Source organism: Terrimonas pollutisoli (assembly GCF_029360765.1).
Classification (GTDB): domain Bacteria; phylum Bacteroidota; class Bacteroidia; order Chitinophagales; family Chitinophagaceae; genus Terrimonas_B; species Terrimonas_B pollutisoli.
In genome coordinates this window covers 410369-425270 of record NZ_JARKNA010000002.1, presented here as the reverse complement: position 1 = coordinate 425270, position 14902 = coordinate 410369, and the positions used below count along the sequence as shown (strand labels likewise).

Sequence of the window (14902 nt, the reverse complement as noted above, 5' to 3'; positions counted from 1 at the left end):
CAAGAATTGATCTTATTTGGGCAGCATGATTTCGACATCCTTTGCTCTTTCCGCCGGTAAAATTTTCATCGAGGTGATTTTACCATCTTTTAATTCCGCTTCAACTGTGGTTTTGTAGGGAGCATGTAATTTAAAGTGTACGTCTTTATCTTTTGGCCATGCAGGAAACAACAGAATCTTTCTATCATCTACCTGCAGCAGCATTTCCTGTAAACCGATCATGCCACTACCACCCCAGTTATGATCAGGTACCCAATCAAAACCCGGCCCCCAGAATGCGGGAAATCTTCTTCCGGAGTTTTGTAGTTTCAATGAAGTCAATCTCCAGGCTTCCTCTGTCAAGCCTAACCTTGCCGCCCAGATATTATCCTGCTTCCATCCAATATGGCTTCTGAATTTCACCACATTGGTATCATAGCTCCAGGTATTAAGAGCGGTATCTAATCCCGGCTTACCTATTCCATAAATACCCCACGGATATACCGGGTATAGTTGAGGGGATTCTGTGTTGTTTATTCGTTCCCATGTTTTAGCTGGTGCAATAGAAGTGAGGCCATTAAATGATTGAAAACTGATATGTGGAATTCGCATCAACAACCCCCTCAGAAAATTTGATTTATCCAAATTAACAGAGTCAATCTTTTTGCTGCTTAAAGAGCCATGAGGACCCTTATGTAAATCGATCTCAATTAAATTGATCAGCCTTATAATGATTATGTTCAATGCAGATATTGTTGACGTTGAATTATACGCCATTTTAAACGTTTCGGCGCCGCTACCGGGGTATAAAACAAGTTTCCCATTTCCGTCCAAAGCCTTATTGCCTCTTTGTTTGGCGAGCCATTGGTAATGCTCATCAAAAAAACGTAAGCAAATTTCAATAAAAGGAATTTTATCACTGATGTCTTTGCCCGTGTAAAGATTTTCTTCCAGCATCATCAAACAAAATTCCAACACCGTGTCCCATTCGTATTCGAGCCAGGCATTATACTCAACTCCCTTATCAAAGTCAGCCGGGCGTTTGGTACCATACTCAGCATAATTCGGTAAACCGTAGTTTTCCATTTGCTCGGTAAAGCAGGCACCTCCATGATTCCAATACACTTTACTTCTTAGCTCAGCATTTTTTAAAAGGCGTAAATAAAAATCGAGTTGTGGCTGCAGCATGTCCCAGTCCCCGTTTTTAATCATTGGGAAATAAACCAGTCGCTGGTTTTGCGCCGTATGTAATCCTCCACCCCAATTTCGATAGTCAGGGGTAAGCTGGTGAGCGGTGTCGGTAAAGACAGGGTCGACTGTTAAAAGACCGCCATTAAATTTCGTCGGCCATTGGCCATGCGCATTGCAGGCAAGCATGTAACGAAAAAGTTGGAAATTTCTTCCTACCTCCCATTCTCTCGATGATGGACTAAACTTGTTGATCCAAATAAAACTCCTGTTCCAAAATTGCCGCCACCATTGCTGCGTTTTGGAAAACGCCTTCCTATCACTGATCGCTTTTTTTTGCAGCGAATCCAATCCACCCTTCCATGAGCTAATGTCATTAACCTGCGCTGTGTGCAAGATGAGTTGCAGGCTATGTTGTTTTGCCGCACGACTACTTTTTAATTTCCAGCCTTTGAAATCGGTATTTACATAAATTCCTTCACTTGTTCCTGCCGGAGAAAAATTGCTGCCGCCTAACGAACCACCAAAAGCAAGATTTTTTAAGGGGTTATATAATTGACTTTTTACACTGTCCAAACCTTGTTGCTTTACCGTCACATCAAAAATGGTCGCGGCATCATTGTGATGATAAAAAACAACTTCGTTGCCAGTAAAGGCAATGCTATCTTTCTTGTACACATGATTTTTTAGCCCTGCCCATTTCCAGGAATTACCAAAATTTTCCCTCGACTTAATCACCCTATCCTGATAGCGCCAACTTTCATAAGCGGCTTCAACAGTAATTTTTTTACTGGCACTTATGTCAATATGAGCAACCGGCCTGAATACATCGGCCCAAATCTTTATGTTTGCCTTTACACCATTGTTCTCTCCCTTTACAGTCACATAACCTTCTTTCAAATTCAGTTCCTGCCTGAAGATTTTTCCATCAAATGGATTGGGAAATAATTTTATCCTAAGCCTGCCTGCCTTCATCAGCGCATTATCTTCATTAAAACTTCCACTTCTTGCCACATAGATAAACAACTCTCCTTTTTCTACCCACACATTCATGCCGATGTCTCCACCGCCACAAGGCATGGACTCGGAAGCATTGTTGCTTTGTGTAGTCCATATAACATTATAATCAGGCTCCTGAGCCCGGACTTCACAAACTACAATACTTAGAAAAAATAATATTAAAATCACTCTATACATCATCTGACAACAAGTTTTACGTCGCCGACTAATCCAGCCGGCAGCAATGGCTTATCCTTTAGCCGGAACGGAGCCGTTGTCCAGCTTATTCTCTTAGCTGGTGGCAATAAATTATCACCGATTAAACGATTATGCCAGGTATTGGCTACCGCAATTTCAATTTTGTTTTTACCTTCTTTAACAGCCTTTGATATGTCTAATGAATAAGGCGGTGTCCATAACGTGCCGCAATCAATACCGTTTACTTTTATTGTCGCAATATTGTAAATAGAATCAAACCCGAGAGTAACCCGTTTATTTGTATTACCGGCATTCCATTCAAACTCATTTGAATAAACAACGCTACCGGAATAATATTTAACGGACGAGTCAGCAAATTGCGTCCAGCTTTTCAATTGAGTCAATTCGATTGGCTTTTCAGGTCCGCCAAAGTTTTTATCAAATTGAATTTTCCAGGGTTTTGAACTTAAATCATTAACGATGGATTCTCCTCTTGCAAAATTGGAATAGTCCTTCCTCTGTGCTGTTGGCTTACAGAATATATAAAAATAAGAAGCACCGGGAGCCATACTGAGGAAACAGGACCCGTTATTAGAATTAGATTCCACATTCATGATTTGTCCCGTGACGGCATCAGCAATTTGGAGGCTCTTACCCTTGATCCTGAATTTGAGGGCACCTTGCCATGCTTCATTGGACTGGTTTGAAATAAAATAAATATCTGCATCGCCATATTTTTTATGCGTCCATGCTATTGGATGATTGTTGCCTTCAACGGCTAAATCTTTTTCTAAGCCAAGTCTTAAAAAAGAACTGTCCATGTAGGGAGCTGAAACAACATTCCTATTCGAAGCAAACAAATGCATATACTCTTTGTCTATAATAATTTTTGCGCCTCCATTTGCTAATTGCTTCAATTTATTTTGTACCGCTTCACTCAAGATACCATTTGGATTCATGGAAGTTTTACCTGGTATTACCAGCAGTTTATAACTGGCTCCACCCGGCGTCACCACTCTCCCATTCAACACTTTCATTTGCAGCAACACATCCGGATTGAACGAATCATAAGCATAACCATTCAAAGGATCGATCCAGTCTTCCGGATCAGCCATGTTAGCTGAATGAGTAACTCCATCCGGTATTTGTCGCAGCGGCTGTCCTTCATTGGCCAATCTCTTTTTTTCCGCTTCCACTTTTTCCTTTCCAAAAATGCCTGGTAAAGTATTAACCAATCTATCAGGTAAAACAGAACGTCTTGGAATCTCTTCACCCGTAAAAACGGCAACATCCACCACCGGTTTTCCTAATTGCAGCAGCGCCTGGCACCTGGTGAGATATTCAATCCAGGCCTTGCTTTGTTTGAACCATGTTTGGTCCCGTTGAAAATACAATCCAACACCATCCAGCGTCATTCCCGGTTTTTTATCCATCCATGGATTGTGTGTAAACACATGCAGCACCATTTTATTAATGCCCAATGCAAAATTTCTATCCCCTAATGCTTTTAAATTACCGGGATGCTCGCCCCAGTTCATCCTTACCGACGTGAAAGCTTCAGCCTGTATGATATTCTTACCATATATATGGGCTCCGCTGATTGCATCCAACATGTCATTGGGTTTATCATGCGTAGGACTATTGAGCCAAAATTCTCCCATCGGCAGATCCACATTCTTATAATGGAGTAATCCATCACTGACAAAAGTTGGCGCAATACTTTCCGCACTGAAACTGCAACCTTTTTCCCTTGCCAGTTTCTTTAATGTTACGTAAAAAACATCATTTACCAATTCGGCAATCGTGGTTCTTATATCATGTAAAACTTTTTCGGATTCTTTCGCACTATTGATTGGCACACCAGTCATCACCAATAAATAAGGCACCAGATCATAACCTCTTCTTTTTCTAAATTCCGTAGCAAAATTTTTACTCCAATTCTGGCTGCCGCATTCCCAGCTATCGACATGAAAGATTTTCAATACCTTTTTGGCCAGAACAGGATCTGTTTTTTCAAAAGCTTTTTCAAACCAATTATCAAACTGCAGCTTCACGGCCGCAGCATTAAACTTATCACATTCCAATCCTTTTCCCGCTCCTCCCGTTGCATTGGTTTGCCCGGTGGAGGTATGACCTATTCTTACAATTACCCAACCTGCCTTGCCGGCAGGCAGGTTGCCTGGCGGTGTCCAGTTCAATTTTCCATCACCACCTAATTTACCGGTGAGATTGATGGTATTTTTTAGTGGTACTACATCTTCATCACCTACCTGCTCCGCTGTTGTATTCGGCGCTACTCTCCATACGCTGCCGTTCTTTGCTTCATAGTGATGAATGACCGGTTCATCGCTTAGGTAAATACCCATCACTTTCAAAGATGGTTTCCACTTGGCAGCATCCAGGTCTTCTGCACCCGGCTCACTTTCCTCTTTATTATAAACGAAGCGAAAATATTTTGCTTCAGTAACGGGGATCGCATGTGTATAATCCTCTTCGGTATCCTGCCATCCATGTCTCGGAGCTTGCAATCGTGTAATGGTTTTGAAGCTCATTCCATCGTCGCTCGTTTGAATGATCAATCGCTGCGCCTGGTAACTATTGGAACCGGTATGAATACGAACAGACCTGCAGGTAAATGGTTTTGGATATTTATATTGTATCCAACATGTTGAATCCGATCTAAAACTTTGTTTGTTATCCGGATCAGCAAATGACAAAAATTGCGCTTTTACTCCATTGCTGGTGCTGACGGTCGGAATCATTACTTCACTTGCGAACACATAGGATGAATTGGCGGGATAAGCGAACACCGCGATATCCTGGTAATAGCCTTCGTTTGTTTCGGGCTGTTGAAGAAAAATGGCTTTAGAATTAGCAGTCACATACTGTTTGCTCCAAACAAGTTTTTGCATGGAAAGTTCGGGTCTGATCCATGGACCTCCTGCTAATGCAAAGCCATCACTGACATGCATAGCTAATTGTAATTTCAATCGCTTTGCCTCCTGCATGGCAAACTTTACCATGGCCCACCATTCGGGTGTTAGTTGTCTTACGGTCGGTTGAAAAGGAACCGCAGCTGAAGTGTCTTTAATCGGCATAAGATAAGCACCACCGATACCTACTTCTTTCATCGCCTCTAAGTCTGCGGTAATGGCTTCCCTGGAAACAGCGCTATGCATCCAGTACCAAAACACCCATGGTTTTGATGATTCCGGAGGATTTAAGAAACGCTGTTCAATACTTTGCTGTGCAGGAAGCATCTTGGCATTGAACACGCATATGATCAGGAAGATTTTGAACAACATCCATTTATACATCGGCAAACAACATTCTTTATTTATCAAACTGCAATGTGCTTTTTCCTTTATCAACCGAAGTGGCCACAGCAATGCCTCTCTGGTCTTTATTATTCACGGCGCAATAAAAATGATACACAACTCCTTTCCACTTTACCACATAACTTTTATGTGCGAACTTTTCATCATAAGGCTCAGATGATTTAATGAGATCATCTCCCGTCCAGTCCGTCCAGTTTACTAAATCATAACTGCAGGCAAAACGGTTGAACGCATCCTTTCGCCCTTCCCAAAAGGCCCCAAAATAAAACATCACCCACAGATCGCCCATCTTTTGAATAACGCCATCACCGGTGATACCAATTTTATGATGCACAACCGGGTCGGTTCGATAACGCTGCCAGTTGATCATGTCGTCACTTACAGCCATTCCGATTCTTTCAAACCATCGCCATTTAGGCGTATTATTACTGGTATCACCGTTAGCATTGTAGTACATTACAAATGGATGACCCAACGTTTTATTCTTATCCCAAATAACCGAGCTCTTAAAAAGTTTTTTATTTTCCCACCACCGAACTGTACTATCCGTTGAAGTTAAAACAGGTTTGCTTAATCTGCTCCACTCATGTGGCTTTGTGGGATCATTGGTAGTACCAGCAATCCCGATCGCCAACGAACCGGCCTCATACCCCCTGTCCTTCCCACCGATATAAGACAACCAATATTTGTTTTGAAACTTCTGCAGCTGGTAATTGCCACTCCATTTGGTATTCTGCAATGCCACATAACCAGCTTTCTGGTTGTTGTCCCACCCGATAGCTATCGGGTCAGTGGTATCAGAAAAGCTCATGATCCTGCCAAGAGTTTCCCATCCCAGGAGATTCTTGCTTTTAGCCAGCCATGTTTCATAGCCTCGCCCATCGAACTGGATATACGTCATGTACCAATATTTCCCCTTACGGAAAACCGAAGGGCAATCGACTTTCTTATTGCTGTTTTCGGGAACCAGAACAAGACCGTATTTATATGGAGTTTTTACCTCTTCATATACCTTTTGCATTACATCCTGCGGTACTGTTTTTTGTGCTTGTGTTTGCCCCACCAGGACACAGAGCACACAAAGGAACACAAAGGATTTACTTAGTGATACTCCGTGGCCTTGTGGCTTTGTGGTTCTATTAGCTGAATAGCGAAAAGAACCCTGATCCACCACAGGCGGATGCAACGAAGCTGATAGTCCCGACGAAGCTAAACTTGATCGGGATGCCGACCCTAAGCGTCGGCATAGTAATGCAGCCGGATACATAATCATTATTGTTATTCTGAATTAACGGGATGTCTATTATCAATAATCATTTTTCCTTTCAGCAGGTATAAATAGGCCGGCTGCAAACCTGCAGCTTCTTTTATGGCCTTGCCGACCTGCGGGCCATTGTTGCTCCAGCTATTTCCGGGGCCATTGGCATTTTGCAAAAATTTTTCGGATGGTGTCCAGTTATCTTTCACGGTGATATACGATGATCCTTCATCGGTATAAAGATAAAACCAGTGATCGGGCAAATGAGCATAAGGAGCTTTGTAAATACTGTCAATATAATTTTCGCTGATCAATGATCCTGATTGTGCACTCAATGTATATATACCGCCGCAATCATAATTGTGTTTACCAAAGTGATGAATCTTGTTGGCAATGATCTTATTTTCTTTCATTGCATTCAGGGTTTTACTCCATCCCCATCCTATGCTGATGCCGGTGTAAGAAACATTTTCGATTTCGTTGTGCTCAATGAGTGTGTTGCGGGTATAACCAACCCCTATACCTACACAACCCCAGTCTTCGTTAGCAACACTGGTAATAAGATTATTGCTGCTCTGCATATAGCTGCAAACTTCCCGTTCATCTTTTGGGTTGTAAGGAATATGCACTTCGGTAGCTTCATCAGAAAATACACCGGCAAGTATGGCAGAGCCGCCAATGTCTTTAAACAAATTTCCTTTGATGTAATTATCATGTACCGCTTTACGGTAATCAAGTCCTGTTGAAGCCAAATGTTCGAAGCGGCAATTTTCAAATCCTGTTTTATCAGCATAAGATACTTCGACAGCGGCGGCCGGCCGACCCACCCATGCCTGATTATCTAAACCTTTTTTATCAGCAGTACCTTTGGGATTCAGTTTATAAGCATCCAACATATACATACCGGCCTGGTGAGGAACATGACCTTGATGAGATGGACGCAACCAACCTGTATGTTGGAATGAAATGCCTTTGAAAAAAATATTGGCTATAGGTCTGTCTATCGTCCCTTCTATCCTGATCAATGTTTCTAAGAAAGGAGCAATTACTTCTGCTGTTGAAAGATTTTCATTTGGGCGTGGCCAGTAATACAGTTTTTGTTTTTGTACATCGAGATACCATTCACCCGGTTCATCTAAAAACTGTAATGCATTGGTTAAGCAAAATGCAGAGTTGCCTGTTTCTTTACTGATCCACGGTGCAGGCCAGGGATGTTCGCTTTGTATGCGGCTTTCAGGTTGATGAAAAAAGAGTTTGGTACTATCGCCATGCATTTCCATTTCTTTTATTCGCAAAATAGCAATGGCCCACCATTGATGAATAAAAAATTCAATACCCTTTACATTCCGAATCTGTGAAAATTTGGGTGTGGGTATCCAGCAGGTCTGTTCCGTTTTATTCCAGCTGAGGATGCGGTTCATCAAATTCCCATTCGTACTCTTTGCACGAACAGCTTTTACATTGTTGATCCAGAGTTGGCGGAAGTTGAAAAGCTGATCACCAATCATCGGAACATCTGCCACCCAAATTTTTCCGCTTGCTTTTGTTGATAAACCAGGGACAGCTGCAGTTAGCTTCTTCCAGTTTTTGATCTCTACACCACCACTCAACACAGGCTGTTCATTGGGTGCTGCTTCGATAGTTGTTGGACTTGCTGCAGTGCCTCCATCTTCGGGTCGGATAAAAACGGGCTCAGTTAATTGGTATCGACCACCGTTGAAAATAATATGAATACCGTTTGCAATGGAAGGATCATTCAACCGACGCAATTCCCTCGCCTTGCGCAGAGCCATATTGAGCGTTGCAAATGGTTTTTCTTTTGAACCATCGTTGAAATCGAAACCGTTGGGAGAAACATAAATATCCGCAGCCCTACCCTCGTGAGCAAACAGGCTAAAAACAAGCAGGAAGCATGATAGCAATCGTTTCATTTTGTTTTGACCGTTGAAGCCATAAAACCTTCCTTAAAGAAGGCTTTAACGCCGATAAATGTACCGTAGCCCGCCACCCCTAAAAATGTGTGTATTTGCTATAATGATGGACGATTTTCCTGTTTTGACGACATAACTGTCCGAATTCGTACAGAACAAATTGTAACTTTATAAAAATAGGTTATGCCAGCACCTTCGTTAAAAGATAAACTCATTGATAAACTCAGGGAAATTGATGACCCGGCTTTGCTGGCCGAGGTATCGAACCTGTTTGAATTGCAGGAGCCGGAAACTGTTTATAAAGTAAGTCCTGCACAAAAAAAATCTATTGAAGAAGCAAAGCAACAGGCAAGGGAAGGCCGTGTTGTTGACAACGAACAAGCCGACAAAGAAACAGACGAATGGTTAAGCGAGTAGTATGGACAAACAACGCCCATAACGAACGAAAAGAAATCCTTCTTTACTGGAAAACTCACAACCAATCAGGTGCCTATAGTCGTAAGCTGAATGAGCTTTTCAAAAAAGCTGTCAAACTTATCTGTGCCCATCCCCAAATCGGGCGCAAAACAGATGTTGAAAATGTACGGGTAAAACTGGTTAGAGATTATTTATTGTTTTACGAAGAAACCGATGATGCAATTGTTGTCCTTTCAGTTTGGGATAACCGGCGCAATCCTGATGATGCGCCATATTAATCTCCCTGAAATACTTTCTTCAAATAAGCCGTATTAGCTCCGTAATTGTATTTGGTATCTGAAGGATTTCTCGCATCACGGCTGCGTTCAATCACCAGCCAGCCGCTCCAGCCCATTTCATCTAGCGTCTTTTTCACTTTATATAGATCGATCTGCGGATCGTTCTCTAACCACACACTGTCTTTGTTGGTAGCATGTATCATGCTAATGCGATCTTTGCCGAGTATTTTTAATTCGCTGATGAGATCTCTTCCTTCTTTTAACGGATTGGAAAAGTTAAAATAGATTTTAATAGCAGGTGATCCTATCTCGTTCAGTAACTGCACTTCTTCTTTAGCACCGAGCGATGTTTCGACGCCGATGACCACGCCTGCTTTTTCTGCAAGCTTACCGGCAACTTTCAACCGGGCAACCACCGAATCACGAACGGAAGGATTTTTTTTGATATCGCATTGAATGCCCAATGGCAGGAATGCATATTTCACATTCATGAGCTGCATTGTTTTGATGCAATCTTCAATACTGCGTACATATTCTGTCCTTCCGCAAAACGATTGGGCATAATAACCTGTCATTGCCAAACAAAAAATCTCAACTTTATTTTCTTTTGCTGTTTTGATGAATTGATTACGTACAGAATCGATCAGCAACTGGTTATCGAAAGTTGGCCTTGGACCCAAGCCGCCCATGTCCACTTCCACACCATCCGCTTTTAATTGAGCCGTTAAGGTGATGGCGCCGGGCTTCTGACGTTTGAGCAACATCAAATCGATCAAACCAATTTTATAACGCTGATTGGTTCTTGCCCGCCCGGATGATCCGGTCGGGCGGGCTTTTTCAATTTCGTTTGCAAATACTCTTTCTAAATTTTCAAATCCTTTCACTGCATGTGCAGGCAATTCCCCCCCATTATCCCCAAACACGTACAAACTCTTTTCTGGTTCGATGGTGATTTTTGATTCGTCATACTTGCCGGTTGCATCCTGGATGGCTTTGAGATTTAAACCCAAATGCTTTGCCATGAACTCATAAACAGCAATCCGTTTGTTGATGCCGAAATCATGTTTCTCATCGGGCAGGTGCACATTGTTTACATTTTGTTGCTTACCATACCAGCTGTACATTTTCTGCAGGTAAGGAAAATCATGTTCGGGCATTTTATCTGTCCAGTCGCCACCATCGCTTACAATCAATTGCGGACGTGGCGCTGCCATGGCTGCTATCTCTACATTATCAGTACGGTCACCACATGCATGAATATCCATACCGCTTTCGCAGGGGCAGCCGCCATAGAAATATGAAGACAGTGAAACAACAGGTGCTGATACCTTGATACGATCATCCAATGCTGTCATTAATACGGTATGACTTCCTCCACCCGAACCGCCCGTCATACCAACACGGTTTGTATCTGCATCGTTTTGCGCTAATAAGTAATCGAGAATGCGGATAGCTCCCAATGCCTGTATCGTCATCGCTAAACTTCTGCGATGGTCTTCGGGTTTGAATTGCAACAGCGATTCGCCCCATGCAAACAGATCGTAACTGAAAGCCATTGCTCCCATCTTTGCCAATGCAGCACAACGGTATTGGCAATCGGCACGGTAACGTTGTTTTTCCCAATGTCCATCAGGATTTAAGATGACAGGAATTTTTCCTTTATACCTTAATGGCTTGTACAATGAACCATTGATCCATACACCAGGTAAAATTTCTATGGCTATATTTTCAACGGTATAACCATCAAAGATGCGTTTAGCTGTGATGATGGGCTTGCTGTTGGGCGATGCAGGTAGATGTGTTAATTGCAATGCTTCTTTTAAACAAGGTCTGAGATCGGCTTTGCGCTGTTCCCATTCTTCCAATGTTTTATATTGTGCAGCGATGCGGTCTAACTCAGCCCAGCCTTCTTCCACGGGCCAGCGGTAATATTCGTAAGCACTCAACTTGTATTCCTTCTCTTTTTCTTTCTTCACTTTTAATTCAAGCGGCTTGAGAATATTATCCAATGTTATTTCTACATCGGGACGATATTTCCAGTCAGCGTAGGTGACCTTTTTATTTATCACCATGCTATCTGCATATTTGATAGTAATGCCATATTTCTTTTGCACATCATTCAGTACTTCTTTTAAAGGTTTGCTGTATTGATTGTCGGTGTTGAATTGTGCGGTTGAATTGAACCACAGAGACACAGAGACACAAAGAAGAAGAAAAGGTTTCACGCAAAAGCGCAAAGGAGCAAAGGAAAGAAGTTGCTTGACTTCAAAACTTTGCGTTCTTTTATTCTTTGCGTCTTTGCGTGAAAAAAAAGATGAATCATGTGATGCAGTACAAGAGTGCGACGCAACGAAGATGCCATGAAAGGCGAAAGCTGGTATCATAATTCCTTTTATATTTCCCACCGGGTGCTTTTTTATTATTAGTTTGATTTCAATTAATCGGTAGTCTGCAAATTGTTCGACCCTACAATGGAAGCAATATCCACCTGCTGAATCTGCAGCCTCCCGCTCCAATGCTGGAAACGATTATAAATGTCATCAAGTGTACTGCGCTGATCTGGTGTCAACTTGGTTGCCACCGCACGACTGATGGTGCGCACCGGTAATCCCCGTTTTTGCAAAAAATATTTTGCACTCATCGGGTAAGCAATATGAATGAGCGGATCAACTTTTGTCAACTCTTCCTGCAGCCATTTTACTTCTTCCTGCTTTTCCGGATTAGTAGCATTGTTCACCATCCACACCATCACTTCCGGGTAAAAATTACCGGAGATGGACGACAGCCCCTTTGCACCTCTTTGTAAACTGAAGGCTGCATTGGGTGTATGCGCATCATAAAACTCCAGGTGCGTATTTCCTGTTTCATGCAACACATCAAGTTTTGCCTGCACATTTTCATGTGTAATGGAAGTGTCTTTGTGATATACCAGCCGGTCTGCCTCCAGCAAACGACGAAACACATCGGCAGTGATGATACGTTTATACGGCGCCGGGCATTCGTACATCCCCAGGGGTATATCGCCTGTCGCCTCAAACATCTGTTCAAAATTGCGGAGCAATACTTCATCTCTATCTTCTTCTTTGGCAAAATGCCCCGTGATCATGATAGCCGCATCAATACCGGTATCATAAATTTTACGGGTAAAGAGTGCTTTATCGGCGATGGCTAATCCAAACGAACCAGTTGCCACAACCGGTACACGTCCCTTCACCCTTTTCACAATATGTGCTGTTAGATTCAATCTTTCATCTTCGGTGATGCTGAACATTTCGCTGCTGAGACAGTTCGCAAAAAATCCTTTTACGCCTGCTGCCAAATAAAATTCAAGAAGTATACTAACTACCTCCAGGTCTACCTCTGCTTTGAGGTTATAAGGAGTGATCATAACGGGAACAAACTTTTTATCAGGCATTGCAACCATTTTTTTGTTTATAAATTTGCCTTCATCAGAATTACTGCACAATGTTGCATTTAACTATTCTCCTGTACAATTCTACTGTTTCACCGCCTGCTGCTGGCTTTGGAAAATTTCGTCAGTAGTAATCCTGATAAAAATATACTCAGCGTTCCTACTACAATTATCATATTTACATGCAATGGATTTTTCAGGAAGGAATAATTACCATCCAGTCTTCCGGAAAACGTCATCCATAAAATCACAATGATGCCAATGATGACTGCTGTAACCGCCGCAGCATTTTTTGTTTGCCGGCTGATGAGCCCCAGCAAAAACAAACCCAGCATACCACCTGCAAAAATACCACTCAATTCCCACCAGATGTCGAGCAGGCTTTTGGCACCAATCATGGCTAAACCTGTGCACAAACCAATTACACCAAATACAACGGTAGAAACATGCAGCAGGTAAAGCTTGCGTTTGTCAGTGATATCGGGCTTAAAATATTTTTGATAAATATCAACGGTGAAAACAGTCGCCGATGCATTCATGTTACTGCTGATGGTACTCATAGCTGCCGACAATAATGCCGATACGATCAAACCAACTAAACCGGTTGGAATATTGTTCACCATAAAAAACGGTAATACTTTGTCGCCATAGTCGGAAGGTTGCAATGCTGTTGCCAGTTCCCTGATCTGCTGCTGCGACGCGGATGAACCCAAACGTTCTGCTGCCACCTGCAGTTTCACCGGGTCAATAAGTCCCGGTTGTGTTTGATAAAATGCATATAAGGCTGTCCCGATAATGAAGAACAATAATGATGCAGGTACATACATTGCCACACATAACCACACAGACTTTGATGCCTGTTTTGATGACTGTGCGGTGTGATAACGCTGGATATAGTTCTGATCCATCCCGAAATTATTCAGGTTGATAAAGAAACCATAAAACAGCACCACCCAGAAAGTTGATTCGGTGAAGTTGGGCGAAAGACTACCGAGGCTGAGTTTATGATCGGTTGTTGCAATGAAAAATATCTGTGAAAAGCCGTCCGGTAATTTTTTCACTACTAAAAAAAGGATGAGCAAGGCGCCCAATGTTTTAATCACACCCTGCACCACCTCTGTCCAGATTACCGCTTCCATTCCTCCCAGTACGGTGTAGATAATAATACAGATGCCCATCACGATCATGATCGATTGCATACTGAAACCCGTGAGTGCCTGCAGGCTTAATGCAATGCCGAAGAAGATAGAACCCATACGTGCAAACTGTGTCAGCAGGAAACATACCACGGCATAGGTTCTTGCCCAGGGGCCGAAACGTTTTTCTAAATGTGTATAGGCCGATATTTCGCCGGTACTACGGTAAAACGGAACAAAATATGTTGATGCCACCCAGGCGGCTAATGGCATGGAAATGCTGAACACAAATGCATTCCAGTTGTTGCCGAATGCTTTGCCCGGCACGCCTAAAAATGTATTGCTGCTTAAAAAGGTGGCGTAGATAGAAAGCCCGATCGCCCAGCCCGGAATCTTCCCCGATGCTTTGGTAAACTGATCACTGTTTTTATTCTTGCGTGAAAAATAAAAACCAATGCCCACCATGGCGAGCATATACACAATGATTACAGCAAGATCAGTAAATGGCAAATTGTGCATCGTTAGGCCTCCCTAAACCCCTCCTGAAGGTGGAGTTTATATCAACATTAGTAATAAATTCAACTCATCAGCCCCTCCCTCCTTCTCCCTCTCCCAAAGAGAGGGAGCGGTGCTGTGTTGCAAATTCAAACTTTATAACTACCACATCATCTTCACTTTTCTACTCGTCACATTTCGGGAACTTTGATTAATAGCAGAGTTTTTGAAAAGCAAGGGTTGCGTAAAGCAATCCTCCCCCTTCGGGGGAGT

The 14902-nt window shown here is 42.5% G+C and carries 9 protein-coding genes; 2 read left to right on the top strand and 7 right to left on the bottom strand.

Going from position 1 to position 14902, the window contains the following annotated elements:
• Positions 1 to 12 precede the first annotated feature (12 nt).
• The 4 genes from P2W73_RS05720 to P2W73_RS05705 all read right to left on the bottom strand — a co-directional run bounded on the left by P2W73_RS05720 (position 13) and on the right by P2W73_RS05705 (position 8891).
• Entirely contained in the window at positions 13 to 2367 is a 2355-nt protein-coding gene (locus P2W73_RS05720; protein ID WP_276501039.1) for a DUF5703 domain-containing protein, read from the bottom strand.
• Positions 2364 to 5708: a glycosyl hydrolase gene (locus P2W73_RS05715; RefSeq protein ID WP_276501038.1), complete on the bottom strand. Its 3345-nt coding sequence runs from the start codon at positions 5706 to 5708 to the stop codon at positions 2364 to 2366. Before P2W73_RS05715 ends, P2W73_RS05720 begins: the two co-directional genes overlap by 4 nt.
• Positions 5698 to 6723, bottom strand: coding sequence for a glycoside hydrolase family protein (locus tag P2W73_RS05710; protein WP_276501037.1), 1026 nt, complete (start codon positions 6721 to 6723; stop codon positions 5698 to 5700). The genes P2W73_RS05715 and P2W73_RS05710 overlap by 11 nt, the downstream gene beginning before the upstream one ends.
• 257 nt (positions 6724 to 6980) lie before the next feature.
• The gene (locus tag P2W73_RS05705; RefSeq protein WP_276501036.1) at positions 6981 to 8891 is read right to left on the bottom strand and encodes a right-handed parallel beta-helix repeat-containing protein; all 1911 of its coding nucleotides are present in this window, start codon (positions 8889 to 8891) and stop codon (positions 6981 to 6983) included.
• A 183-nt stretch (positions 8892 to 9074) separates the two neighbouring features.
• Between P2W73_RS05705 and P2W73_RS05700 the strand changes: the two genes are divergently transcribed.
• Together P2W73_RS05700 and P2W73_RS05695 are read left to right on the top strand one after the other, a co-directional pair.
• A complete protein-coding gene (locus tag P2W73_RS05700) occupies positions 9075 to 9308 on the top strand; it encodes a hypothetical protein (RefSeq protein WP_276501035.1) in 234 nt (77 codons plus the stop codon).
• The gene (locus P2W73_RS05695; RefSeq protein WP_276501034.1) at positions 9293 to 9586 is read left to right on the top strand and encodes a type II toxin-antitoxin system RelE/ParE family toxin; all 294 of its coding nucleotides are present in this window, start codon (positions 9293 to 9295) and stop codon (positions 9584 to 9586) included. The genes P2W73_RS05700 and P2W73_RS05695 overlap by 16 nt, the downstream gene beginning before the upstream one ends.
• Here P2W73_RS05695 and P2W73_RS05690 read toward each other — a convergent pair.
• The 3 genes from P2W73_RS05690 to P2W73_RS05680 all read right to left on the bottom strand — a co-directional run bounded on the left by P2W73_RS05690 (position 9583) and on the right by P2W73_RS05680 (position 14653).
• A complete protein-coding gene (locus tag P2W73_RS05690) occupies positions 9583 to 11970 on the bottom strand; it encodes a sugar phosphate isomerase/epimerase family protein (RefSeq protein WP_276501033.1) in 2388 nt (795 codons plus the stop codon). The genes P2W73_RS05695 and P2W73_RS05690 overlap by 4 nt on opposite strands.
• A gap of 53 nt (positions 11971 to 12023) precedes the next feature.
• Complete coding sequence (locus P2W73_RS05685; RefSeq protein WP_276501032.1) at positions 12024 to 13001, bottom strand: dihydrodipicolinate synthase family protein; 978 nt, start codon at positions 12999 to 13001, stop codon at positions 12024 to 12026.
• A gap of 89 nt (positions 13002 to 13090) precedes the next feature.
• Positions 13091 to 14653 carry a sodium:solute symporter family protein gene (locus P2W73_RS05680; RefSeq protein WP_276501031.1) on the bottom strand — a complete coding sequence of 521 codons (1563 nt, stop codon included), beginning with the start codon at positions 14651 to 14653 and terminating at the stop codon, positions 13091 to 13093.
• Between the last annotated feature and the right edge of the window lie 249 nt (positions 14654 to 14902).